General features: G+C 68.6%; 21 protein-coding genes and 4 pseudogenes. 16 read left to right on the forward strand and 9 right to left on the reverse strand.

All coding sequences use genetic code 11. The features are described 5' to 3' along the window. Positions 1-10: 10 nt before the first annotated feature. On the reverse strand, positions 11-1,240 hold the full coding sequence (locus GNX96_RS14870; protein WP_163568536.1) for an arginine deiminase: 1,230 nt from the start codon (positions 1,238-1,240) through the stop codon (positions 11-13). Between the two features lie 363 nt (positions 1,241-1,603). Here GNX96_RS14870 and GNX96_RS14875 point away from each other — a divergent pair, with 363 nt between their 5' ends. The 7 genes and pseudogenes from GNX96_RS14875 to GNX96_RS14895 form a co-directional block, all read left to right on the forward strand. Beyond that, the gene (locus GNX96_RS14875; protein ID WP_163568537.1) at positions 1,604-2,656 is read left to right on the forward strand and encodes a hypothetical protein; all 1,053 of its coding nucleotides are present in this window, start codon (positions 1,604-1,606) and stop codon (positions 2,654-2,656) included. 824 nt (positions 2,657-3,480) lie between these two features. Next, a complete protein-coding gene (locus tag GNX96_RS14880) occupies positions 3,481-4,815 on the forward strand; it encodes a hypothetical protein (RefSeq protein ID WP_163568538.1) in 1,335 nt (444 codons plus the stop codon). Between the two features lie 49 nt (positions 4,816-4,864). Beyond that, positions 4,865-5,506, forward strand: coding sequence for a sortase domain-containing protein (locus tag GNX96_RS14885; RefSeq protein ID WP_279580388.1), 642 nt, complete (start codon positions 4,865-4,867; stop codon positions 5,504-5,506). Positions 5,507-5,640: 134 nt separating this feature from the next. Beyond that, the gene (locus tag GNX96_RS51935) at positions 5,641-6,177 is read left to right on the forward strand and encodes a prephenate dehydratase domain-containing protein (RefSeq protein ID WP_279580389.1); all 537 of its coding nucleotides are present in this window, start codon (positions 5,641-5,643) and stop codon (positions 6,175-6,177) included. Then, positions 6,174-6,296 (forward strand): hypothetical protein, encoded by a 123-nt coding sequence (locus tag GNX96_RS51940; RefSeq protein ID WP_279580390.1) that lies wholly within the window; start codon positions 6,174-6,176, stop codon positions 6,294-6,296. The genes GNX96_RS51935 and GNX96_RS51940 overlap by 4 nt, the downstream gene beginning before the upstream one ends. Next, on the forward strand, positions 6,290-6,592 hold the full coding sequence (locus GNX96_RS51945; RefSeq protein ID WP_279580391.1) for a hypothetical protein: 303 nt from the start codon (positions 6,290-6,292) through the stop codon (positions 6,590-6,592). Before GNX96_RS51940 ends, GNX96_RS51945 begins: the two co-directional genes overlap by 7 nt. Positions 6,593-6,625: 33 nt before the next feature. Next, positions 6,626-7,207 (forward strand): annotated as a pseudogene (locus GNX96_RS14895) (histidine phosphatase family protein); the annotation flags it as partial. Here GNX96_RS14895 and GNX96_RS14900 read toward each other — a convergent pair. The 7 genes and pseudogenes from GNX96_RS14900 to GNX96_RS14930 all read right to left on the reverse strand — a co-directional run bounded on the left by GNX96_RS14900 (position 7,204) and on the right by GNX96_RS14930 (position 13,143). Further along, the gene (locus GNX96_RS14900) at positions 7,204-7,602 is read right to left on the reverse strand and encodes a hypothetical protein (RefSeq protein WP_279580392.1); all 399 of its coding nucleotides are present in this window, start codon (positions 7,600-7,602) and stop codon (positions 7,204-7,206) included. The pseudogene GNX96_RS14895 and the gene GNX96_RS14900 sit on opposite strands and share 4 nt — an antisense overlap. Continuing rightward, positions 7,599-8,627 carry an outer membrane protein assembly factor BamB family protein gene (locus tag GNX96_RS14905; RefSeq protein WP_163568542.1) on the reverse strand — a complete coding sequence of 343 codons (1,029 nt, stop codon included), beginning with the start codon at positions 8,625-8,627 and terminating at the stop codon, positions 7,599-7,601. Before GNX96_RS14905 ends, GNX96_RS14900 begins: the two co-directional genes overlap by 4 nt. 397 nt (positions 8,628-9,024) lie before the next feature. Beyond that, positions 9,025-9,684 (reverse strand): annotated as a pseudogene (locus GNX96_RS63550) (serine/threonine-protein kinase); the annotation flags it as partial. Positions 9,685-9,868: 184 nt separating this feature from the next. Next, positions 9,869-10,597: an AIM24 family protein gene (locus GNX96_RS14915; RefSeq protein WP_163568543.1), complete on the reverse strand. Its 729-nt coding sequence runs from the start codon at positions 10,595-10,597 to the stop codon at positions 9,869-9,871. Between the two features lie 61 nt (positions 10,598-10,658). After that, positions 10,659-11,009, reverse strand: coding sequence for a metallopeptidase family protein (locus tag GNX96_RS14920; RefSeq protein ID WP_163568544.1), 351 nt, complete (start codon positions 11,007-11,009; stop codon positions 10,659-10,661). A 3-nt stretch (positions 11,010-11,012) separates the two neighbouring features. Beyond that, positions 11,013-11,606, reverse strand: a complete 594-nt coding sequence (locus GNX96_RS14925) for a DNA alkylation repair protein (RefSeq protein ID WP_279580395.1) — start codon at positions 11,604-11,606, stop codon at positions 11,013-11,015. Between the two features lie 100 nt (positions 11,607-11,706). Then, a complete protein-coding gene (locus tag GNX96_RS14930) occupies positions 11,707-13,143 on the reverse strand; it encodes a GuaB1 family IMP dehydrogenase-related protein (protein ID WP_163568545.1) in 1,437 nt (478 codons plus the stop codon). Between the two features lie 284 nt (positions 13,144-13,427). Between GNX96_RS14930 and GNX96_RS14935 the strand changes: the two genes are divergently transcribed. The 7 genes and pseudogenes from GNX96_RS14935 to GNX96_RS14960 form a co-directional block, all read left to right on the forward strand. Next, on the forward strand, positions 13,428-15,086 hold the full coding sequence (locus GNX96_RS14935) for a TerD family protein (RefSeq protein ID WP_163568546.1): 1,659 nt from the start codon (positions 13,428-13,430) through the stop codon (positions 15,084-15,086). Then, the gene (locus GNX96_RS14940; RefSeq protein WP_163568634.1) at positions 15,086-15,778 is read left to right on the forward strand and encodes an AMP-binding protein; all 693 of its coding nucleotides are present in this window, start codon (positions 15,086-15,088) and stop codon (positions 15,776-15,778) included. Before GNX96_RS14935 ends, GNX96_RS14940 begins: the two co-directional genes overlap by 1 nt. Beyond that, positions 15,661-16,266 (forward strand): annotated as a pseudogene (locus GNX96_RS63555) (AMP-binding protein); the annotation flags it as partial. The gene GNX96_RS14940 and the pseudogene GNX96_RS63555, both read left to right, overlap by 118 nt. Positions 16,267-16,491: 225 nt before the next feature. Continuing rightward, the gene (locus GNX96_RS63560; protein WP_390624016.1) at positions 16,492-16,665 is read left to right on the forward strand and encodes an AMP-binding enzyme; all 174 of its coding nucleotides are present in this window, start codon (positions 16,492-16,494) and stop codon (positions 16,663-16,665) included. Further along, positions 16,619-16,765 (forward strand): cyclohexanecarboxylate-CoA ligase, encoded by a 147-nt coding sequence (locus GNX96_RS14950; RefSeq protein ID WP_163568548.1) that lies wholly within the window; start codon positions 16,619-16,621, stop codon positions 16,763-16,765. Before GNX96_RS63560 ends, GNX96_RS14950 begins: the two co-directional genes overlap by 47 nt. Further along, positions 16,762-17,760, forward strand: coding sequence for an LLM class F420-dependent oxidoreductase (locus GNX96_RS14955; protein WP_163568549.1), 999 nt, complete (start codon positions 16,762-16,764; stop codon positions 17,758-17,760). The genes GNX96_RS14950 and GNX96_RS14955 overlap by 4 nt, the downstream gene beginning before the upstream one ends. 47 nt (positions 17,761-17,807) lie before the next feature. Continuing rightward, positions 17,808-18,479, forward strand: a pseudogene (locus tag GNX96_RS14960) (alpha/beta hydrolase); the annotation flags it as partial. Between the two features lie 294 nt (positions 18,480-18,773). On the opposite strand, the gene GNX96_RS14965 reads toward GNX96_RS14960, so the two are convergent. After that, entirely contained in the window at positions 18,774-19,490 is a 717-nt protein-coding gene (locus tag GNX96_RS14965; RefSeq protein WP_163568551.1) for a TetR/AcrR family transcriptional regulator, read from the reverse strand. A gap of 82 nt (positions 19,491-19,572) precedes the next feature. On the opposite strand from GNX96_RS14965, the gene GNX96_RS14970 reads away from it, so the two are divergent. Both GNX96_RS14970 and GNX96_RS14975 read left to right on the forward strand, forming a co-directional pair. Continuing rightward, positions 19,573-21,408 carry an FAD-dependent monooxygenase gene (locus GNX96_RS14970; RefSeq protein WP_163568552.1) on the forward strand — a complete coding sequence of 612 codons (1,836 nt, stop codon included), beginning with the start codon at positions 19,573-19,575 and terminating at the stop codon, positions 21,406-21,408. Continuing rightward, complete coding sequence (locus GNX96_RS14975; RefSeq protein ID WP_279580396.1) at positions 21,356-21,805, forward strand: hypothetical protein; 450 nt, start codon at positions 21,356-21,358, stop codon at positions 21,803-21,805. Before GNX96_RS14970 ends, GNX96_RS14975 begins: the two co-directional genes overlap by 53 nt. Positions 21,806-21,807: the final 2 nt, after the last annotated feature.

Raw genomic sequence — 21,807 nt, forward strand, 5'->3', positions numbered from 1 at the left:
GTCCGGCCGGCTACCGCGGCAGCGGGTCGCGGGTGATGGGGCAGGACATACAGCGCGGCCCGCCCCGGCCGCTGCCCAGTTCCGAGCCGGCGATCCGGACCACTTCGACGCCGGCCTCTTCCAGCCGCGCGTTGGTCTCGATGTTCCGCTCGTACGCCACCGCGAGGCGCGGCGCGATACAGAGTGTGTTGTTGCCGTCGTCCCACTGCTCGCGCTCGGCGGTCACCGGGTCCAGCCCGGTGTCGATCACCCGCAGGGTGTCGATCCGCATCGCCTTCGCGGCCGCCGTCAGGAACGGCTCCGGGCCGCTCAGCTGGCTGACCGAGCCCGGCTCGGGACCGGCGGTCATGGTGTAGGCACAGAGGCTGTCGGCGATGTTCGGATACATCACCACCGCGTCCACGTCGACCATCGTGCAAACCGTGTCCAGGTGCATGGTGGCCCGCTCCTGGGCGATCGGCAGCACCAGCAGGGTGTGCGCCAGGCCACGCTCGAAGACCCGCTGGGCGAGCCGCTCGGCGCCGGCCGACGTGGTCCGCTCGCCGACCCCGACGGCGATCACGCCAGGGGCCAGCAGCAGCACGTCCCCACCTTCGACGTGTTCGAACTCCGGCTCGTACACCAGTTCGGTGCCGGCGAACCGTGGGTGGTACGTGTAAATCGCCCTGGTCAGGGTCGTTTCCCTGGACCGGGCCGGCATCGCGAAGCTGGTCACCGCGACCTGGCCAGCGATCCAGACGCTGGAGTCGCGGGTGAACAGCACGTTCGGCAGTGGGTTGATGATGAAGTCGTGGTCGTCCATCAACGTGTAGGTGAGGGTGTCCCGGCCGGTCCGTAGTTCGTGGTGCGCGAGCCCGGCGATCAGCACCTCGGCCAGCGCGTCCGGGTCGAGGGTGTCCAGCAGGGCGCCGACCGCCCGGCGGAGCCCGATGCCCAGCCGCGGATCGGCGAGCACCGCCTCGGTGACCTCGGTCCGAGCGTCCGCGACGGTGAGCGTCTCGCGGATCAGGTCCGTCACGTAGACGACCTCGACGCCGTGGCCGCGCAACGCGTCAGCGAACGCATCGTGTTCCTCCTGCGCGCGCCCGACCCACGGGATCCCGTCGAACAGCAGGTCGTCGTTGTTGCGAGGGGTCAGCCGTTTCAGCTCCGCGCCGGGCCGGTGCAGCATCACGGTGCGCAGCCGGCCGACCTCGCTGTCGGCATAAGGGGCAGGTGCAGCGGTCACAGCCAGAACCATAGGCTTTGGCGGCGGTTCTGGTTATTCAGGAGCATGGTCTGTCGGCTTCCCTTCCGGGCATGGTCACCTTGTTCGGTACGCATAAAGTTAGGCGCGGGACGCATAACTTCGGCAAATGTAACTCTGAATCCGAATTGTACGGTATATCGCTATTAGTACTATTCGCTAGAAAAGTCCGCTGACCTGCGCCGATGTGTAACGAGATGGCGTACGACACACGAAAAGCACAGTGTCGTCTTGTGTGGAGAACGCAACTTACCGTCGGTTCTCAGCAGAAATAACGAGATTTACGCGCCCTTGGTTGTTGTTGCGAGTGCCAGGCCGGTAATCTGCGGCGCCAAGGAACAGTGCCAAAGGAGTCACGTGCTGGATCTGCTCGGCCCGACACGGTGCGGTGTCAGCACCGCGCTGTGTCGTGCGCGCGGCAGCCGGACAGCACGGGCGGCGCTCGCGGTCGCCGGACTCGCGGCCGGATTCTGGCTCGCCGCCTCCCTTTCGCACAGCGGCGTCGCGTACGCCGACACCGTGTCGACTCAGCCGACGACATCGGTGACGGACGTGGTCGCCGCGGTGAGCGCTCCCACGGACCAGCCGTCGCTGCCGGCTCTGGGCCCGGTCTCGTCAACCGTCGGCCAGGTCACCGGCAGCACGACGGCCGCCGGTTCGGCGCCGGCTGACAGTCCGGTCGCCGACAGCAAGGTCACCGGCGACAAGCCTGCGGTGGACACGACCGGCTCCACGCCGTCCCCGTCCAGCGGCCTGCTCGGTGGCCTTGTTGGTGGCTCGGGAGGCGGTTCGTCGGCGGTTGGCTCAGTGGGCGGCCTCACCTCGGGGCTGACCGGCTCGGTGACCGATCTGGTCAGCCGGCCTGGCCATAGGCTCCGGTCGATCGTGGCCGCGGTCGTACGGCCAGCGGCGTTATCGCCCTCGCTGCCGATCGTCGACGACCCAGGCGACTCGCCGATGCCGATCCTGAACGGCTACCCCGGGCACCTGCCGTGCTGCCTCCCGGACCTGCCGTGGCCAGCGCCGTGGCACCCGGCCCCGCCGGCCGGTCAGCCGATCGGCGGCGGCCACTCCGGCGGCCACCCGATCCCGGTCGGCACCCCAGTTCTGGCTTTCCCCACTGCGCCACGGGCCTCCCGGGCCGCGGTGCAGGTGCCACGTACCGCCGCCATAGCGCCGGTCGTGGCGCAGCTTCTCAGCGCGTCCGGATCGCCGTCCGGACCGGGGCCCGCCCCGGTGCAGCCGGCGTTCATGGTGGCGTCCGTCTCCGGCCACTCCGGCTCGGACTCGAGCGCCTGGCTCGATCCACTTCGCTCGTCAGGGCTGGGGTTCGAAGCTGCTGGGCCGGTTGGTTCAGATGATCTTTTCATCTTGCATACCACCGCCAAGCCGTCAGTCTCTCCGGACTGAGTTGCTTCCCCTTGAGTCGAGATGCCTGTCCACGATGGCCAGCGCACCGGTTGTCGACTCTCTGCGCTTGACCACATGCCAAGTGACAAGAAGGGCCTTGGAACTGTGAACAAATGGGTTCGCCGATCGCTGGAGACAGCGATCCTGACCGCCGGGTTCGTGGCAGTGGGGGCTGGCGCGGCACACGCCGCCGATGCCACCGCCCCCACGGACGCTGCCGGCACGCTGACGGACGTGGCTCACGCCGCGCCGATTCAGCTTCCCAGCACCACCAACGTCACCTCGCTGGTCAGCTCCTCGACCCAGCAGGTGACCCAGACCGCCAGTCGTACGGTGCACGTGCTCACCCAGCAGGGTGGCAAGGCCACCCCCGGGCAAGCACTGCAGATCGCGCACAACCAGTCCGCGGTCGACGCGGCCAAGGCCGCCGCCAAGAAGGCTGCCGCCGCCGCGTACCAGGCGAGGCACTCCGCTCAGGCGGCCGCCGCCCTGCAGCAGCCGACCCTGCACATCACCACCGATGCCGGCCACTACGGCGTGCACGGCCAGGCCGGCCCCGCGGTCGGTGGCGGTGACCTGGTAGCACCAGGCCTGCCGGCACTGCAGCAGCCGGCGCTCCCGGGCGTACCGGACCTGGGCGGCCTGCCCAGCCTGCCGGGCACGCCGGATCTCGGGTCCCTCCCGAGCTGCTGCCGAACCTCGGTGCGCTGCCGGCCGCTCCCACGCTGCCGAGCCTGCCGGGCACGGGTGCTCTCCCGAGCGCGCCGACCCTGCCGAGTCTGCCGAGTTTGGGTTCGTTGCCGTCGGCTCCGACGCTGCCCACTTTGGGGGAGCTGCCCAGCCTGCCCAGCCTGCCGGGTACGGGTGTGCTGCCGAGTGCGCCGACCCTGCAGAGCGCCCCCGCCTCGTCGCCCCTGCCGGGGTTGCCGAGTCTGGACGGCCTGCCGAGCCTGAACGGCCTGCCGGCACTGCCGAGCCTGCCGTCGCTCAGCCAGCCGGACCTTGGCGCGCTGCCCGGCCTGCCAGCGTTGCCGGCGGCCGGTCTGCCGGAGCTTGGTTCGCTGCCGGCCGTACCGTCGCTGCCCGGTCTGCCGGAGCTCGGCTCGTTGCCGTCCGCTCCGTCGCTGCCGAGCCTGGGCGACCTGCCGACGCTGGGTTCGCTGCCAAGCCTGCCCGGCACCGGTGTATTGCCCAGCACGCCGAGCCTGCCGGGGCTGCCCAGCCTCGGTGGCCTGCCGAGCCTGGGTGGCCTGCCGAGTCTGGGTGATCTGCCAAGTCTTGGTTCGCTTCCGAGCCTCGGTGACCTGCCGGCGACCGGCCTGCCGGCGTTGCCGGACCCGGGCACGGTGGTAGGCGGTGTGGTGTCCGAGCTGCCCAGCCTGGGTGCGCTGCCCACGCTGCCGTCGCTCCCGGAGCTGCCCACCGCGGGCTTCCTGCCGAACGCCCCGACAGCTCCCAGCCTGCCGAGCCTTGGCGGCCTGGGTGACCTGCTCGGCGGTGTTCCGGTGGTGGGTGACCTGCTGGGTGGCAACACCATGCACCCGGACCTGCACGGCGCGGAGGACCTGCCCATCCTGGGCAGCGTCAAGTCCCTACTGGGCGGTCTGACCGGCACCTTGACCGAGACGACCACGCATCTGGTCGCCCCGGCGCAGGTCAAGCAGTCGCACGCGAATCCCGTACAGGAGGTCGCTGGCACGTTGGGTGACACGGTGACCGGCCTCGGCCACACCGTGAACACCCTCGGCCAGACGCTCGACAAGACGACCAACTCGTTGCTCGGCGGCGAGACCCAGACCTCGCTGCCGGGCCTCGGCAGCACGGTCGGCGGCGTCGGTCGGTCGGCGGCGGCACCGAGGACCTGGGCACCATGTGCCACGGCGTCGGCGGCGCGCACACCGCTCCGGTCACCGGTCTGCCGAGTCTGCCCACCCAGGGCGGCACGAACGGCACCGGCACCATGGTCGGCGGCGTCTCCGGCGTCTTCACCCCTTCCAGCCCGACGACCGTCCCGCAGTCCGGTCCGGTCAACGGGACCGGCTCGCAGGTCAGCCAGGTGCCGACCGGTGCGCCGGAGACCGGCGGCGGCTCGACCGCGCTCGCCGGTGACGCCACCAACGGTGGCATGGAGGGCGCACTGCTCGCTGGTGGTCTGCTGATCGGGGCTGCCGCGGCGGCCGAGGTGCTTCGCCGGCGTACCCGGCGGGCATGAGCGGTTTAGATCGCAGGCGACGCTTCGCCATGGTGGTGGCGGCCCTCGTGGTCTTCGCCGTCGTGGCGGCGTTCGGCTATGGCCTGGTGTCCCTGTTCGCGGGGACATCAGGCTCCCGGTCGGCGGCCAGCGATGCTGGTACGCCGGCCGGCGGCTCGACCGCCGCTGCCGTCACGACCCTGTCGTACTCGCCCCCCACGCACCTGACCATCGCGGCCATCGGAGTGGACGGCGCGTTGCAGCAGGCGGTCGGCGTCGACAGCGCCCGGAACACCCTGCAGCTGCCGGCCAAAGTGGCCCAAGCCGCGTGGTTCAGCAACTCCAAGACTCCCGGACAGGCCGGCCCGACGGTCATCATCGGCTACATCTCGTCCGGTGCGAAGAAACCCGGCGTGTTCGCCAAGATGGCCGAGCTGCGGCCCGGCGGCGAGATCCGGGTCACCCGTACGGACGCGAAGACCGTCGTCTTCACCGTCGACAGCATCACCGAATATCCGCTCAACCAGATGCCGACCGACAAGGTCTTTGCCGCCACCGCGGCTCCGACACTGCGGATCATCACCTGCGGCGGCTCGCTGCATGACGCGTCGACCGCCAGCAACGTGGTCGTCTACGCCCACATGACAGGGACCGGCTGACCCGCTCGCACCGGAAAGTGGCGCCCCCGAGTCGATCCTTCTCGGGGGCGCCGACATTTCGGTGGCGCTGGCGCGCTCACCGCGGCCTGGGCATCCAGGCGTACGAGCGAGCGAAAAACAGATAGGCTCATCCGGTGCCTGGAGTCCCGCCGCAGCGATTCACGTATCTCGGTCCAGAGGGGACGTTCGCCGAGCAGGCGTTGCTGACCCTGCCAGCCGCCCGCAACGGCGTGCGCGAGCCGTCCGCGACGGTGCCGGAGGCGCTGGACGCGGTTCGTTCCGGTGCGGTGGGGGCGGCGCTGGTGCCGTTGGAGAACTCGGTCGAGGGCGCGGTCGGCGTGACACTGGATGAGCTCGCGTACGGGGCGCCGCTGTTGATCACCCGGGAACTGCTGTTGCAGGTCCGGTTCGGGCTGTTCGGCCGACCGGGTACCAAGCTGGAGTCGGTGCGTACGGTGGCCAGCCACCCGCATGGTCTCGCCCAGGTCCGCGCCTGGATGCGCAAGCATCTGCCCGACGCCGAGCAGCGGTCCACCTCATCCACCTCCGATGCCGCGGTGGCGGTGGCCCGCGGCGACTTCGACGCGGCGGCCTGTGCGGGGGTGCTGGTGGTGAGCGGCAGCGGCTGGAGCTGCTGGCCGACGACATTGGCGACTCCTCCACCGCGGTGACCCGTTTCGTGCTGGTCACTCGGCCGGGCCGGCCGGCCGAGCGGACCGGCGACGACCTGACTTCGCTGGTGGCGTTTATCGCGCACGACCGGGGGCCGGCGCGTTGCTGGAGGTGCTGACCGAGTTCGCCGTTCGCGGCCTCAACCTGACCCGGATCGAGTCGCGGCCGACCAAGGAGCGGCTCGGCCGTTACTGCTTCCTGCTGGACTGCTCCGGCCACATCGCCGACGACCGGGTCGGCGAGGCCGTGATGGGCCTGCGGCGAATCTGCGCGGACGTACGCTTCCTCGGCTCCTATCCGGCGGCCGAGCCGTCGCCGCCGTACACGCGCCGCCCCGGCACCTCAGACGCCGACTTCGCCGACGCGGCCGGCTGGCTGCGGCAGATCCGAGACGGCGCTACGGATCGCGGGTGAAGCAGCTGCTGCTCTTCCGGGCACGCGCAGAGCGAGGCCAACGTGACCGGCAGCCTGCATTGCACGGTGCCCGGCCCGCCGCTCACCAGCAACGGCCGCGAGCAGGCCGCCGCGCTGGCGGACCGGCTCGCCGGTACGGACATCGCAGCGGTCTGGGCGTCCGGGATGACCCGCGCCCAGCAGACCGCCGAACCGATCGCGCGGTCCCACGGCCTCTCCGTCACTGTCCACCCGGACCTGAGGGAAGGCTTCGTCGGAGACCTGCACGACCGTAGGGACGACGAAGCGCACGAACTCTTCGACGAGATGTCGGTGACCTGGTTCCTGGACGGCGACCTGGATTTCCGACGGCCCGGCGGGGAATCCGGCCGGGAGATCGTGGACCGGCTCGGCGGCGCCTTGGACGAGGTGGTCGCTGGCCTGGCTGACGGCCAGACCGCTGTCGTGGTGTCCCATGCGGCCGCGCTCCGGCTGACGGTGCCGCAACGCTGCCCGGGCATCTCGCCGTTGCGCGCGCTACTACGCCACCACCTGCCCAACACTGGGCTGGTCGAGGTCGAGGTGACCGCCGGCGACTGGTTCTGCCGTACGTGGGACGGTGTCAAACCCGTCTAGCGTCCCCCGATTGAGCTCTTCACCGCCGCCGTCTTGGCGTCCAGGGTCACCAGGTGTCCATCCTTGTCCAGGATGTACGTGAACTGACCGTTTCCGGTGATGCTGGCCAGCCGCGGGCTGGAGCTGCCGGCGGTCCCGGTGGACGACGTGATGGTCGCGCCTGTCCTCGGGTTAAGCAGGTCGTACTTGCACGGACCGCCGCCGCTTTCGGACCCCGAGCACGAGACGACCAGCACGTTGCCGGCGCTGAAGCCGGCCAACTGGGCGTCCTCGGTCTTGTGGTTGCGGCTCGGCTGTTCCCACAGCACCTTTTTGGTCTTGGCGTCCACGGCCAGGAGCGTGGGTTTGCTGCTGTCGTACGTCGGCGCGACCTCGATCATCGCGACCCCGTTCACGATGCCACGGGCAGGAACTTCACGTTCTTGCGACTGACCAGCGACTGGATGTTGCCGCTGGTGGGGTCGGCGGTGAACAACTGGTCGGCGGCGTCCCACTGAACGCCGCCGAGCCGGCCGATCACGTCGTCCGGGCCGGCCGCCTCGATCACCGGTTGGGGTTGGTGCTCCCAGATCTTGCGAAGGGAATGGGTGTTGTAGCCCTGGACGCAGTCGGCGTTGACCCCGAACATCACCATCACCGAGTTGCCGTCCGCGCTGAAGAACCAGTCGTCATCCTGCGGCCGGACTTGGCCGGGGAAGTGCTGACACTTGGGTTCCAGCCGGGTCGCCGCACCGGTGGCCGGGTTGAAGAACAGCAGCGTCTGCCCGTAGCTGTCGCCGGTGACCGTGTCGTCCACCGCGACCGTGCCGTTGGCCACGTGCAGGTAGGTGGGGGTCGACGACAGCTGCTTGTGCCAGGTCGGGGTGCCGCTGGTCAGGTCGAAGGCCTGGACGTTGCCATCCTTGCTGAGTACGACGACGTGGTTGCCGACGATGGCCGCGCAGACGTTCTGACCGTACCCAGCCAGGTCGGCCGAGAGGGTCTGCGTCCACAGCACCTTGCCGGTCGCCGGGTTGAATGCCTGGACCGTTGTCTTGCTGACTGCGACCGAGACCGGGTTCGCGGCCACCACCACCGCATAAGGGTCGATCTCGCCGAGGCTGTCGCCGGTCCAGACCGTCGAACCATCGGTGGGGTTCAGTCGGCGAACTGACATGGTCTGACCAGAGACCCCACTGCTGTAGCCGATCGCGAACACGTCGGTCGACTTCGGGTCCGCCACCGGGACCGGTGGGGATTCGACGAAGAACGACTGCAGGCCGGTGCCGCTGGCGATGTTGCCCAGGCTCTGGACCCATCCTGGTACGTGCGAGCCGACGCCGATGTCCGCGGCGACCAGCACCGCCACGATGGTGAGGCCGATGGTCCGGCCGATCCAGCGGCGCCTTCGCCGAGGCGCCGGCGGCCGGTACGGCGGCACCGCCTGGTACGGCGCCGGATACGGGCCCGACGGGTAGGGGCCAGGAGACTGCGGAACTGAGGACTGCGGTGCCGGAGACAGTGGCGCGGCCCCGTACTGATCGCTCGGATATTGGCCGCTCCCGTACTGTCCGCTCGGGTATTGGCCGCTGGGGTACGGAGTAGGCGGCGGCGGGGCCGGTCGGCGCCCAACCGGCCGGCGCGGCGTCCGAAGGGCGAGGGGCGCCGGGCGTACGGCCGTCCGGCAGGGTTGGGTACGGGGACATAGTGGTGGGCATGGCGCCGCCGACTGAGCCGCCATCGACGCCGTCCTGGCCGTGCGACTCAAAAGCGCGCCGGCAGCGATCGGCGTTCCAGCGCCGCCGCGGGTCCTTGTCGAGCAGCCCGAGCAGGATCGGGGTCAGCCAGCCGGCCAGCCGCATCGGGTCCGGGTCCTCGGTGACCGCGGCCGCCATCGTGACAAGCTGGCCGTCCCGGGTGTAGGGCGGGCGGCCCTCGACAGCGGTGTAGAGAGTGGCGCCGAGTGAGTAGAGGTCGCTCGGCGGGCCGGCGGTCTCGCCGCGTACCCGCTCCGGCGCGATGTAGGCCGGCGAGCCGATGACATGGCCGGTCGCGGTGGTGGACGACTTGTTCATCTCGAACGCGATGCCGAAGTCGGTCAGCGTCGGGTTGCCGCGGCTGTCCACGATGACGTTGGCGGGTTTCACGTCACGGTGCAGGATGCCCGCTTCGTGCGCCACTTCGAGGGCGGCCAGCAGCGCCAGCCCGATCCGGGCCACCAGATCCGGCGGCAGCGGACCGTCTTCCTTGATGACGCCTTCCAGCGACCGGCCGGACAGCAGGTCCATGACGATCCACGGCCGGTCGTCGGCGGTGAGTACGTCGTGCACCGGAACAATCCCAGCATGGTGCAGCCGGGCGCCGAGCCGGGCCTCCCGAAGCAGCCGGCGAAAGCTGTCCTGCCGCTCGGACTCGGACAGCCCGGGCGGCAGGTGCACCTCTTTGAGGGCGACCTCGCGGTCGAGTACGTCATCGTGGGCACGCCAGACGGTGCCCATCCCGCCAGCCCCGATCCGGGAGACCAGCCGATAACGGCCACCGATTAACGCCCCGATGTCCAACGGTGTACCGCTCACTTCGGCACTTTAACCGCTGGCCGGCCGGCGTCGAAGATCTCTCGCGCAGTCCCGCGCTTTTGGGCAGTCGTACGGACGGATGACTTGTCCCGCCGGACAGCGGCGGCTAACCGCCGAGGCTGCCCAGGATCCCGCGGGCACCGCCGCCACCGCTGCCGGTGCCGGACGAGGAGCGCAGGTCCGGTGCTTCGGAGGGCTGCACGATCACGTACCCCTGGCCGTTGAAGACCAACTGGAACGCCTCCCCCGAACCGCCGGTGAAGAAGGACTTGAGGCTTTCCGAGCGGTGCAGGTTGGTCTGCAGGTTCGCCGACCAGCCGATGATCGCGTCGGTGTCCACGAAGACCGGGAAGTTCGGCGCCACCGGGATGACCACCGGCGGGCCCTGGCAGGTCACCGCGACCTTGCCCTGGCCGGTGAAGACGCTGTTGAACAGGCCGCCGCCGAACATGCCGGCGTTCTTGATCAGCTTGATCTCGTACTGCAGGCTCGGGTCGAAGACCAGGATGTTGCGGCCGTTGATGCTGAGCGCGTCGTTCGGGTCCAGCTCCAGGATGAAGACGTTGTACGCCAGGTCGGCGAACCACATCTCGCCCTGTCCGTGGCACCGCATCAACGCCAGGCCCTCGCCGGTCAGGGTCCGCTTGAGCAGGTTGCCGAAGCCCTGCGTCTTGGTCTCGATCTGGATGTTGCCGCGGTAGGCGACCATTGCGCCCTGCTTGGCGAGCAACTCACCGTTGAGGGCGTACTTGATGCACCGCGGGTTCTGGACACTCATCCCGGCCTCTTGGGCGGGCTGGGCCATGTAGTCGCTGCCGAAGATGTCACCGCGCATAGTTCTTCCTCCGTGGGCGTTCGCTGGCCCATACGTTAACCGGCGCCGCCGGCGTACCGAGTCAGCCCCACCCGAGCTCGTGCAACAGGGCGTCGTCGATGCCGAAATGATGGGCTATTTCGTGTACGACGGTAATCGCGACTTCTTTGATGACGTCCGCCTCGGTGTCGCTGATCGCCAGGATCGGGTTGCGGAAGATCAGGATCCGGTCCGGCAGCACCGCGCCATAGTCCCAGCCGCGCCGGGTCAGGTCGATGCCCTCGTAGAGGCCGAGCAGCGTGGCGCCTTCCGGCGAGTCGTCCTCGACCAGCACCACCACGTTCTCCAGCCGGTCCATCAGCTCGGCCGGCACCTGGTCGAGGGCGTCGCTGACCAGTTCCTCGAACCGCTCTCTGCTCATTCGTACGGGCATCGCTCAGCGGTCCACGTTCTTCAGCGCCTCGCGGCGGGACAGCCCGGACAGCCGGTCGCCCATCGAGTCCACATAGGACACCACCCAGTCCGGGTCGTGCCAGGCCAGGTCGCGCAACGCCCAGCCAATCGCCTTGGGCAGGAAGAACTCCCGACTTTCCACGCTGGGCTCGATAACCTCGGCGAGCAGGTCGTAGTCGGTGCTCGCTTTCGCGCCGATCTGGCAAATGATGGACGTACGCCGGATCCACATGTCGTCGTCGGTCGACCAGCGCCGCACCATCGGGGTCACCGTTTCCCGGTAGGCCCGGTGGATCGGGCCGATCCGGCGGATCGCCACCTCGTCCACGTGGTCCCACCACGCGCCGGTGCTGACCATTTCCAAGTACATCGGCAGCGCATGCACGTCCTGCCAGCTGGCATAAAGCCGCCACCCGGTCAGTTCTCTGGCGGCATATCTTTCTTCGCGGAATTTCGCCTTGCGCCACAGCGAAAGTGCTGTCTCCGTCCACTGTGGACGGTCGGCGAGCGGGTATTCGGTGAAAACCTCTTTGCACACCTGTCTCAACGGTGTCGACTGGACGCCGTAATAGGGCATCACCGTTCATGTACGCCTGCATGCCGGGCGCTTTCTCCGGGTCGGCGACCGCGGCAAGGCCGTCGCGGACGGCCTTGATCAGGCCCCCGGTGTGCGGCCATCACCAGTTCGTCGGAATCGGGCGGCCCTCTTCGTACCCGGCGGAGGACTGCACGCCGATCACCGCCCGCCCGGTGAACTCCTCCAAACTGCCGGCGCCCGCGTACGTACAAGCCGAACGCAGTCCGGCGACGATCGCGTCGATGACGTCTTCGGCGCCCGGATGTTGGTTGTCCAGGTACATTTTCGAGGAGCTGATGCCCTCGCTGAACAGCTCCTTGCGGGAGCGTTCGAAGGCGTTTTCGGCGCGGTTCCTGGCCTGCACCGCCCGCGCGGACGCCATTCCGTACGAGACCTTGAAAAGCCGGCCGTCGGAGTCGGTCTGCAAATCGCCGGCCGACTCGTACGTGCCGGCCAGCCACGAGCCGACCATCACGTTGGACGCGCCGGCGGCCAGCGCGAGCGCCACGTCCCGAGGATGCCGCACGCCGCCGTCGGCCCACACGTGGCTGCCCAGCTCACGGGCCTGCGCGGCGCACTCGGCGACCGCGGAGAACTGCGGCCGGCCGACCCCGGTCATCATCCGGGTCGTACACATGGCGCCTGGTCCGACCCCCACTTTGACCACGTCGGCGCCGGCCTCGACGAGGTCTCTGACGCCCTCGGCCGAGACCACGTTGCCGGCCACGATCGGCACGATCGGGTCGAGAGCGCGGACCGCCTTCAGCGCGGCGATCATCTTGTCCTGGTGGCCGTGCGCGGTGTCCACCACGATCACGTCCGCGCCGGCCTGCAACAGCGCGGCGGCCTTGGCCGGCACGTTGCCGTTGATGCCGATCGCGGCGCCCACCCGGAGCCGGCCGTTCTCGTCCACAGCCGGTTGGTAGATCGTCGAGCGGAGCGCGCCGAGGCGGGTGAGCACTCCGACCAGCCGGCCGTGCTCGTCGACCACCGGCGCCACCTTGCGGCGGCCTTCGTGCAGGACCTGATACGCCTTGTCCAGTGGTGCACCGGCGGCGATCGTCAACACATCGGTGCTCATCACCGCGCCCAGCTGGGTGAAGCGGTCCACCGACCGCAGGTCGCTGGCGGTCACGATGCCGACCGGCGAGTCGCCCTCGACGACGATCACCGCGCCATGCGCGCGCTTGGTGATCAACCCGTCCGCGGCCGCCACGGTGTCCGTCGGCGCCAGCGTCAGAGCCGTGTCGTACACCGGGTGGCGAGTCTTCACCCAGGCGATGACCTCGCTGACGATATCCAGCGGGATGTCCTGTGGCAGCACCGCGAGCCCGCCGCGGCGAGCCACCGTCTCGGCCATCCGGCGGCCGGCGATCGCGGTCATGTTCGCGACCACCAGCGGGATGGTCGTCCCCATCCGGTCGGCGGTCCGCAGGTCGACGTCCAACCGGGACGTGATCGCGGACCGCGACGGGACCATGAACACGTCGTTGTAGGTCAGGTCGTACGGCGGAACCACGTCATTCAGAAAGCGCACGTCGCGAGCCTAGTGCGTTTTTATCCGTGGTGTTCCGGCGTACACCCACCGCCGCGGTACTAGTGCAGCTGCCGGTGATGGGGCGCGAAAGTGTCGGCGCGGTGCGGAAGGCTCGATTTCGGGGGCAGCTCATCTGCCGCCGCCTCACCCGCCACTCCTGTCACAGGATTTTGGCGCCCCCGAACTCGAGACTTCCGGGTGGGGGCGACAGTTTGGTGCTGCCTGGAACGAGTGGTGTTGGATGATCCACGGTCGTACATATCGGTCGACGGAGGTGTGTCTTGGTGCTGATCGCGAAGGGTCAGAACGTGCCGGTCGAGGCCGCCGCGATCCGGGTGATCGTCGGCTGGAAGGACACCGAGTTCGCACCTGACGTGCACGTCTCGGCGTTGCTGCTGTGCCCGAACAAGGTCCGCTCGGACGACGACTTCGTGACCCCCGAGACCAAGATGCACCGGTCGGGCACTGTCCGGTACGCCGGCAGCACCACCATCGACGGGATCGCTACCGGCAACCTGCTGATCGCACTCGCCGGGATGGATCCGCCGGTGCAGCGGATCGCGCTGGTCGGTACGGCGATCGCCGGCTATTTCGGGCAGTTGTCGAATCTCTACATCCAGATCGTGAATGCCGCCGGTGGCGCCGAACTGGCCCGGTTCGACGACACCCGGGACGCCGGCCGCGAGCGGGTCTTCGTGCTCGGCGAGCTCTATCGGCGAGACGCCGGCTGGCGGTTCCGGGCGGTGGGCCAGGGCTACCGGAGCGGCCTCGCCGGGCTGGCCAACGACTTCGGCCTGACTCCGCGCGAGGACGGCCCGCCGCCGCCCGAGCCGCGGTTGCCCCGGTCGAAACCGGCGCCGACTCGACCTCGCTCCAGCCGCAGCCAGCGCCCAGTCCCGTCCCCGCACCAGCCGGCCCGCAGCCTCCGGGTGCGGGCCAGCCTCCGAGTGGTCCGCCGTCTGGTCAACCGCACGGCCAACCACAGCGGCCGCCGGTGGGTCAGCCGCAACGTCAACCGCAGGGCAGCCCGCCGCACCCCTCGCCGCCGGGCGGCCGGCAACCGGGCCGCTTCGGCGGTCCGCCGCCCGGATATCCGCCACCGCCTGCCGCGTACCCACCGCCCGGGCGCTACCCGCAGCCACCTCCCGGCGTACGCCCGGCAACCCCACCGCCCGGACACCCGGCGCCCCACCGCCAGCCACCACCCCCACAGTCCTACCCACCAGGCCGCCCCTAACCGGCAAGTCTGGAGCGGCAAAGCTGGAGCCGGCTCCAAATTTTTCTCGCGCGCGCGTCCTCAAACCCACCCCCCACCCGATCTGGGTGGGGGCCAGAAAACAGTGTGGGTACGACATTTTCGCGCCGTAGCAGATACTTCGACGCCATGCCGACCACACCCATCCCAACCCATCCCAACCCAACCCCGCCCGCGCGGCGACCGGAGGCCGCCCAGGTTCGTGGCGGTGGGGTGCCCGGTTTTTGGGCGCCCCGGCGACGCGGACCGGATGCGCCGCCGCAGGAACTGCGGCCATCAACTCAGCCATGCCGACCCCCCACCCATCCCAACCCCGCCCGCGCGGCGGCCGGAGGCCGCCCAGGTTCGTGGCGGTGGGGTGCCCGGTTTTTTGGGCGCCCCGGCGACGCGGACCGGATGCGCCGCCGCAGGTACTGCGGCCAGAAGCACGGCCAGAAGCACGGCCAGAAGCACGGCCAGAAGCACGGCCAATCGGGTAGAAACCAACCGAGACCGCCTCTCGCTCGATCGAAGTTCGCCGCGTAGGGTGAGCGGAACTACGCGCCCGGTGACATTGGTCGAGGACTCCAGGGAGGAATCAGTCGTGTCGCAGCCCGCCGAGGAGTCGACTGGTTTCGGCCCGTCGACGGTTCTCGGATCAGGGATGGCCGAGGACCCGGAGAGACCGTCGGACCGCGGGGTCCGGTGATGGCCGGCCTTCATCCACCCGCGCTGGTGGCGAGATATCGCGAGAGCGGCGCATGGGGCGACACCACCATCGACGAGCTGTTCCGCCGGCAGGTGGCGGCCCAGCCGGACCGGATCGCGGTGGTCGACCCTCCCAACAAGGCCGAGCTGACCGGCGGCAAGCCGCAGCGGTGGACCTGGCGGCAACTGGACGCCGCGGTGGACCGGTTGGCGGCGGCGTTGGTCGGGCGGGGGATTGGCAAGGGTGACGTGGTCGCGGCGCAGTTGCCCAACTCGGTGGATCTGGTGCAGACGGTGCTCGCGACGGTACGCATCGGGGCCGTGTTGACGCCGTTTCCGGTGCAGTATCGCGAGCGAGAGCTCGTGCATATGTGCCAGGCGACTCAGGCGAATGTCTTCATCACCTGCGAGATGGTGCGCGACCGCAAGCTGGCGGAGGTCGCGTCCTCGATCAGCGCCCAGGTGCCGTCGCTGCGCCGGGTGCTGGTGCTACGCGGCGACGGGCCGGCTGGCCCGTCCGCACCGGCCCCCGGGCGCATTTGCGGAACTATCTCGCCGACCTCACCGTCGACCCCAATGACAGCGTCTCGATCTGCTGGACCTCGGGCACGGAGGCGCCGCCCAAAGGTGTGCCGAGGTGTCATTACGACTGGCTGGCGATCGCCCGGGTCTGCCACGACGCGGCCGAGCTGACCAGTGCGGACGTGATGCTCAACCCGTTCCCGATGGTGAACATGGCCGGCTTTGGCGGGCTGATGCTGCCGTGGCTGATGTCCGGTTGCGTGCTGGTCCAGCACCAGCCGTTCGAAGCCGACGTCTACTTGCGGCAGATCCAGGACGACGAGCGCGCCACCTACACGATCGTCGCGCCGGCCCTGCTGGCCAGGATGATGAACGAGGAGCAGCTGCGCGAGTCGTTCGACCTCACGTCGTTGCGGCTGATCGGCTCCGGCGCGGCGCCGCTGGCGGGTGACGTGGTGGCGGCGTGGGAGACGGCGACCAAGGTCGAGGTCATCAACTTCTTCGGCTCCAACGAAGGCACCTGCCTGGTGTCCACCCCGAAACAAATCCCGGACGCACATGACCGCTCGCGGTATTTCCCGCGCAACGGAGTCGCGCGGGGTGTCATCGCCGAGGCGATGGAGCTCAGGCTGGTGGACACCGACACCGGCGAGGTCATCACCGAGAGCGGGCGGCGCGGTGAGCTGCGGTTGAAAGGTCCGACGCTGTTCGCCGGTTACCAGGTCGGCACCTCGGCGACCTTCTTCGACGCCGAGGGCTTCTTTCGCACCGGCGATCTTTTCGAGATAGCCGGCGAAAACAGCGATTTTCTGCGCTATGTTGACCGGGTCAAGGACATCATCATCCGCGGTGGCATCAACATCGCGCCGGCCGAGATCGAGAACATGCTGGCGGCACATCCAAGCGTGGCCGACGTGGCGGTGGTCGGCGTGCCGGACGAGGTGATGGGGGAGCGTACGTGCGCGGTCGTCGTCCCGACCGCCGGCACCACCCCGACGCTGGATGGACCTGGTGGAATTCCTGCGGCGCAAGAAAATCTCGTCGTACAAGCTGCCTGAGCGGCTGGCGATCGTGGAGAGTCTGCCCCGCACCCCGGCCGGCAAGATGTTGAAATGGGCGGTCAGGGCGCAGATCCAGCCAGAGCCGGTGCGGGCTTGAGGATTTCCGTCTCGCTCGGGTTGTGGCAGGACCGGCCGCCCACCGAGGTGGTCCAGACGGCTCGACTGGCCGACGCCGGCTCCTTCGCTGAGCTGTGGATCGGCGAGATGGCTACCTACGACGTGTTCGCGCTGGCCACCGCGGTCGCCGCTGCCACTCAGCGGATCCCGCTGGTGCTCGGTCCGCTGCCGGTCACCGTCCGCGACCCGATGATGATCGCGATGGGTGTGGCGAGCGTGGCCTCGCTGACCGGTCGGCTGGCCTCGGTCGCGCTCGGTACGTCCAGCCCGCTGGTCGTCGAGCGCTGGCACGGCCGGTCCCGGGCCCGGGCGGCGAAGGCCCTCCAAGAGTCCGCGACAGCGGTGAAAGCGTTGCTGGCCGGCGAAAAACCGCACCTGGACGGCGAGGTCGTCAGCACCAGTGGTTTCCGGTTGCGTACGCCCGCACCCGGTGGCGACTTGACCATCGCGGCTTTCGGGCCCGCGTCCGTACGGGTCGCGGCTCGGCATGCCGAGCGGATGGTCCTCAACTTGGTTGGCCCAGCTACCGCCGCTGATCTCGTTGCTTTGGTGGAAAAAGAGGCCGCTGTGGCGGGTCGGCCGCGGCCACGAGTGGCGCTCTGGGCACCCGCCGCCCTCGACCCGGGGGAGGCCGCGTGGGCCCAGTTGCGGGCTGGCCTGGTCGGCTATCTGGCCGCACCCGGCTATGCCGAGATGTTCGAGCGCGAGGGCTTTGGCGAGCTGGTCGCGCTGGCTCGTTCCGGTGCCCATCCCCGCGAAATACTGGGAAAAGTCGGCACCAACGTGCCGGCCGCGGTGGGCCTGGTCGGGGACCGGGCCACGCTCGCCGCCAAGGCCGCCGACTACCAGGCGGCCGGGATCGACGACGAGTTGGTGGTGGTGCCGTCGTCCACAGTGGACGATGAGGGTGGCGCGCGTACGCTCGCCGCGATGAGCGAGATCAGTGACCAGTTTTCCGTTGCTACATCGGGGTGAAGTCGATGCGCAAGCTGTTCGTGGCGGGGATCGCCGTGCTGCTCTTCATGGGCGTTTTCTCCACGGCGCGGGTGTTGGCTGACCCCAGACCAGCCGTCACCTCCGCGGTTCCGACGTGCCAGCGGGAAACCGTACCGGTGTCACTGGCGCCTGGCGCGGCCGTCAACCAGACGATCGCCGCATGGGTCTGTGCGATCGGCCCAGTGGTGGGAAAGCCTGTGCAACTGTTGGTGGCCGGCTACACGTACGACCACCATTACTGGGATCCGGCGATTGACCCGGATCGCTCTTCGTGGGTCCGCTCGGCCACTCGGGCCGGCTACGTGACGGTGTCCTTCGACCGGCTCGGGAGCGGCCTGTCCACCAAACCGTTGGTCACCTCGGTCAGCGTGCCCACCCACGTGTGGACCGTGCATCAACTGATTTCTGGCCTGCGCAAAGGAAAGATCACCGGCAGTGCGGCCAGGAAGGTGGTGCTGGTCGGCCATTCGATGGGCGCCGCGATCGCGCAGTCGGAGTCCGGCATCTACAACGACGCCGACTCGCTGGTGCTGACCGACTGGCTGCACTATCCCCTGTGGGTGGGTACGCCCGGTGTCGTGGTCACGTCCGTGCCGGCGATTTTGGATCCACGGTTGGCAAGCGCGCCGCTGGGTTACCTGACCGCGCTCCAGGGCGGGCACCGGGCGGTCTTCTTTTCGACCGCGGACGCCGATCCGGCGATGATCGCGTACGACGAGTCGGTGAAGACGTACGGCACGCCCACCGAGGAGGTCACCATCGTGCCGACCATTCTGCCGACCGTCACGCTGCCGATTCGCATTCCGGTTTTCCTCGGCACCGGCCAATACGACGACTCGATTTTCTGCGGACCGCTGACCCCTTGCACGGACGCGAGAACGGTCAAGTCCCGCGAGCAGCTGTATTTTCGGTGCCCATCACCACTTTTGTGTTGCCGGGTGCCGGTCATTCGGCGGATCTGCACCGCAACGCGCCACTGTTGTTCAGTGCGGTCAATCAGTGGCTGGCTTCTGCGCATAGCGATCCAGGCCGCCGATAAGCAGGTCGAGCGCGAACTCGAAGCGCTCGGCCGCGTCGTCGGCCGCCATCACCGGCGCCATTGCGCGCAGGTGGACGAGCTGGTCGGGCGGCAGTGCGCTCAGATAGTCGTCGATCTGCCCCATCCGCCGCTGAGCCTCTTCCACGCCACCCTCGGCGTCTGACCACAGACTGGCCTCGTACGCGATCGCCGTCGTATAGAGCGCGACCGCGTCGGCGACGTAGGAAGCGACCTTGGCTGGCAGCCCACCGGCGGCCAGCAACCCGAGGATCCGGTCCATCCCCATCAGCATCTGCGGGCTGGTCGGGATCAGTGTGTGCATCGCGATCCGGGCCACCCCCGGGTTGTCCAGCATCACCTTGGTCAGCGTGCGGGCCAGCTCCTTGAGCTGCTCCTGCCACCGCGCCGGGTCGATCTCGGGCACCTCGATGGTGCTCATGATCTGGTCGTACATCAGCTCATGCAGCTCGCTTTTGTTGCGTACGTGCGCATAAAGCGACGCCGCACCGGTGTCGAGCTGCTGCGCCACCCGCCGCATGCTGACCGCGTCGAGGCCGTCCTTGGCCATCACGTCCAGTGCCGTGCTCACGATCAGCTCGGTGGAGAGCTGTCGTTTGACTGGTCGGGACGTCGTTCGGCGCCACGGTGGTTCAGGCAGATCAGTGGCCATGCCGAACAGTGTACTTGACTCGAACAGTGTTCGTTGATAGAAACGGTGTTCGTCAGACGAACACCGTTCGAAACGAGGAATCATGACCAATAACCATGTGCCCGTCCTGATCGTCGGCGCCGGTCTCGCCGGCACTTCGACGGCGCTGTTCCTGGGCCTGCACGGAGTGCCATCTCTGCTGGTGGAGAGGCATCCGAGCACGTCCAACCAGCCCAAGGCGCGAGGCCAGTCCTGGCACACGATGGAGGCGCTGTCGTACGCCGGAGTAGCGGAGAAGATGACAGCTGCCGGCTATGACATCAGCCTCGGCATGCCGATCGTGATCGCCCAGACGGTGACCGGCCCGCCGATCCACGAGATCCTCGGCGAGGAGTGGCCGGACTGGTCGCATCTCTCGCCGGCGACCATGGCGATGGCCAGCCAGGAGCGGGCCGAGCCGATTCTGGCCGACCGGGCCCGCGAGCTGGGCGCCGAGCTGAGGTTTGGTACGCGACTGGAGTCCTTCAGTCAGGACGCGAACGGCGTTACCGCCGAACTGAAAGACCTGAAGACCGGCGAGATCTCCTCTGTCACCGCGGATTATCTGGTCGCTGCCGACGGCTGGCGCGGCGAGATCCGGGCCCGTCTGGGCATCGGCTGGCACGGTCGCGGCGATCTCGGCCACGCGATGGTCATTCTCTTTGACGCCGATCTCGACGAGGTCGTCAAGGGCCGAGAGTTTGCTTTGTTCTACCTGCAGAACCGAGAGCTGAGTGAGGTCGAGGGGACCGGCAGCTTCGTCAGCACGGACACGCCCGGCCGGTGGGTGGTGGTTTTCGCGTACGACCCGGAAATCCGCGGCTGGGACAGCTATTCCGAAGCGGAGCTGGTGGAAAAGGTGCGCATCGCGGTTGGAATCGCTGATCTGGAAGTGAAAATCGTCGATCGCGCGGCGACCGGGATCGCGCACCGAATCGCCGACCGGTTCAGCCAGGGGCGCGTGTTCCTGGTCGGAGACGCTGCCCACACCATGCCGCCGCACGGCGGTCAGGGTGGCAACACGGCGGTGATGGACGGCTTTTACCTGGCCTGGAAACTGGCCGCGGTGGTCAACGGCCAAGCCGGTCAACAGCTGCTGGACAGTTACGACGACATCGAGCGCCGGCCGTACGGGGATTTGGTCGCTGGGCAGCAGTATTCGAACATGATCTTCCGCTCCGCACCGCAGTTGGCCGACGGTAAGGAAGACCCGATTATTCCGCCGGAACAGGCGTTGCTCGGCTATCGCTATCCGGGCGGCGCGGTCGTACCAGAGCCGGACGAGGACGGTGCAGGCGTCGAGGATCCGGCCCATCCGACCGGTCGGCCGGGGTCACATGCGCCGCACGTGTGGCTGCCGGACAAGTCGTCGACAATCGATCTGTTCGGCCGGAGTTTCGTACTGCTGACCGAATCGCAGGCCTGGGTGCAGGCGGCGGGTGAGGTTGGTGAGCGGCTGGGCGTGACGGTCAAGCCTGTCCTGCTGGACGCTCCGGGTTGGCGCGAGAAATACGGCATCGGGGCGGAAGGTGCCACGCTCGTACGCCCAGACCGGTTCATCGCCTGGCGGTCCGTCGGCGCTGGTACGGCGGCGGATCTGGAGGCGCAATGCGGACGGTGCTGGCCCGATGACGTACGTTCTCATCGCACTTTTCGCCTCGACGCTGGGGTTTCTCGAAGCACGGATATTCAATGGGCCGATCTTTGTCGAACTCGGGCTGGGCGTATCGCTCGGCTTGGTCTGGACCGCGATCGCGTACGGAGTCAGCCGTCTGCTGGAGCGTTTCAGGGAGAATCCGCGCAATGCCTCGAACGCGTCGGCGATCGCGGTGGCGCTGTGCGCGACCATGTTGCTGACGCCGGGAATCCTGCTGGAACTGATGATGTTTCCCAACCCTGACGCGTATCTGAGCATGATCCAGACCGCCGGCAACGGAACAGTGGGTTTCTACGCGACTTTCAATCCGCTGACCGAATGGATCCTGGTGCCGTTGGCGCTGTTCTTCAACTGGCGGTCGCCGGTACGGCGCAAAATCGCGATCGTTGCTGCCGTCCTCTACTACCTGGAGCGGGTCGCGACTTACCTGTACTTCGCGCCGGCCGTGCTGCGCTGGCAAGGCAGTCAGAAGTCGGCCGAGCTGGTCCAGCAGCAGGTGGGCGGCTGGCTGAGCATCGACTGGATGCGGATGGCGGTGGACGGGCTGACGATTGTGCTGTTCGTCGCGATCACGTTCCTGCCGGCGCCGGTCGGGCGGATAAGCGTTCGGGCGTCCAGGGCGGTGTCGGTACCCTCGTAGGT

It is taken from the genome of Fodinicola feengrottensis (assembly GCF_010993775.1).
Lineage (GTDB): Bacteria > Actinomycetota > Actinomycetes > Mycobacteriales > HKI-0501 > Fodinicola > Fodinicola feengrottensis.

Coding starts and splice junctions, on each gene's coding strand:
- GNX96_RS14870 (WP_163568536.1), bottom strand. CDS start 1,240: ATGGTTCTGGCTGTGACCGCTGCACCTGCCCCTTATGCCGACAGCGAG.
- GNX96_RS14885 (WP_279580388.1), top strand. CDS start 4,865: ATGAGCGGTTTAGATCGCAGGCGACGCTTCGCCATGGTGGTGGCGGCC.
- GNX96_RS14915 (WP_163568543.1), bottom strand. CDS start 10,597: ATGCGCGGTGACATCTTCGGCAGCGACTACATGGCCCAGCCCGCCCAA.
- GNX96_RS14920 (WP_163568544.1), bottom strand. CDS start 11,009: ATGCCCGTACGAATGAGCAGAGAGCGGTTCGAGGAACTGGTCAGCGAC.
- GNX96_RS14925 (WP_279580395.1), bottom strand. CDS start 11,606: ATGCCCTATTACGGCGTCCAGTCGACACCGTTGAGACAGGTGTGCAAA.
- GNX96_RS14940 (WP_163568634.1), top strand. CDS start 15,086: ATGGCCGGCCTTCATCCACCCGCGCTGGTGGCGAGATATCGCGAGAGC.
- GNX96_RS63560 (WP_390624016.1), top strand. CDS start 16,492: ATGCTGGCGGCACATCCAAGCGTGGCCGACGTGGCGGTGGTCGGCGTG.
- GNX96_RS14965 (WP_163568551.1), bottom strand. CDS start 19,490: ATGGCCACTGATCTGCCTGAACCACCGTGGCGCCGAACGACGTCCCGA.
- GNX96_RS14970 (WP_163568552.1), top strand. CDS start 19,573: ATGACCAATAACCATGTGCCCGTCCTGATCGTCGGCGCCGGTCTCGCC.
- GNX96_RS14975 (WP_279580396.1), top strand. CDS start 21,356: ATGTTGCTGACGCCGGGAATCCTGCTGGAACTGATGATGTTTCCCAAC.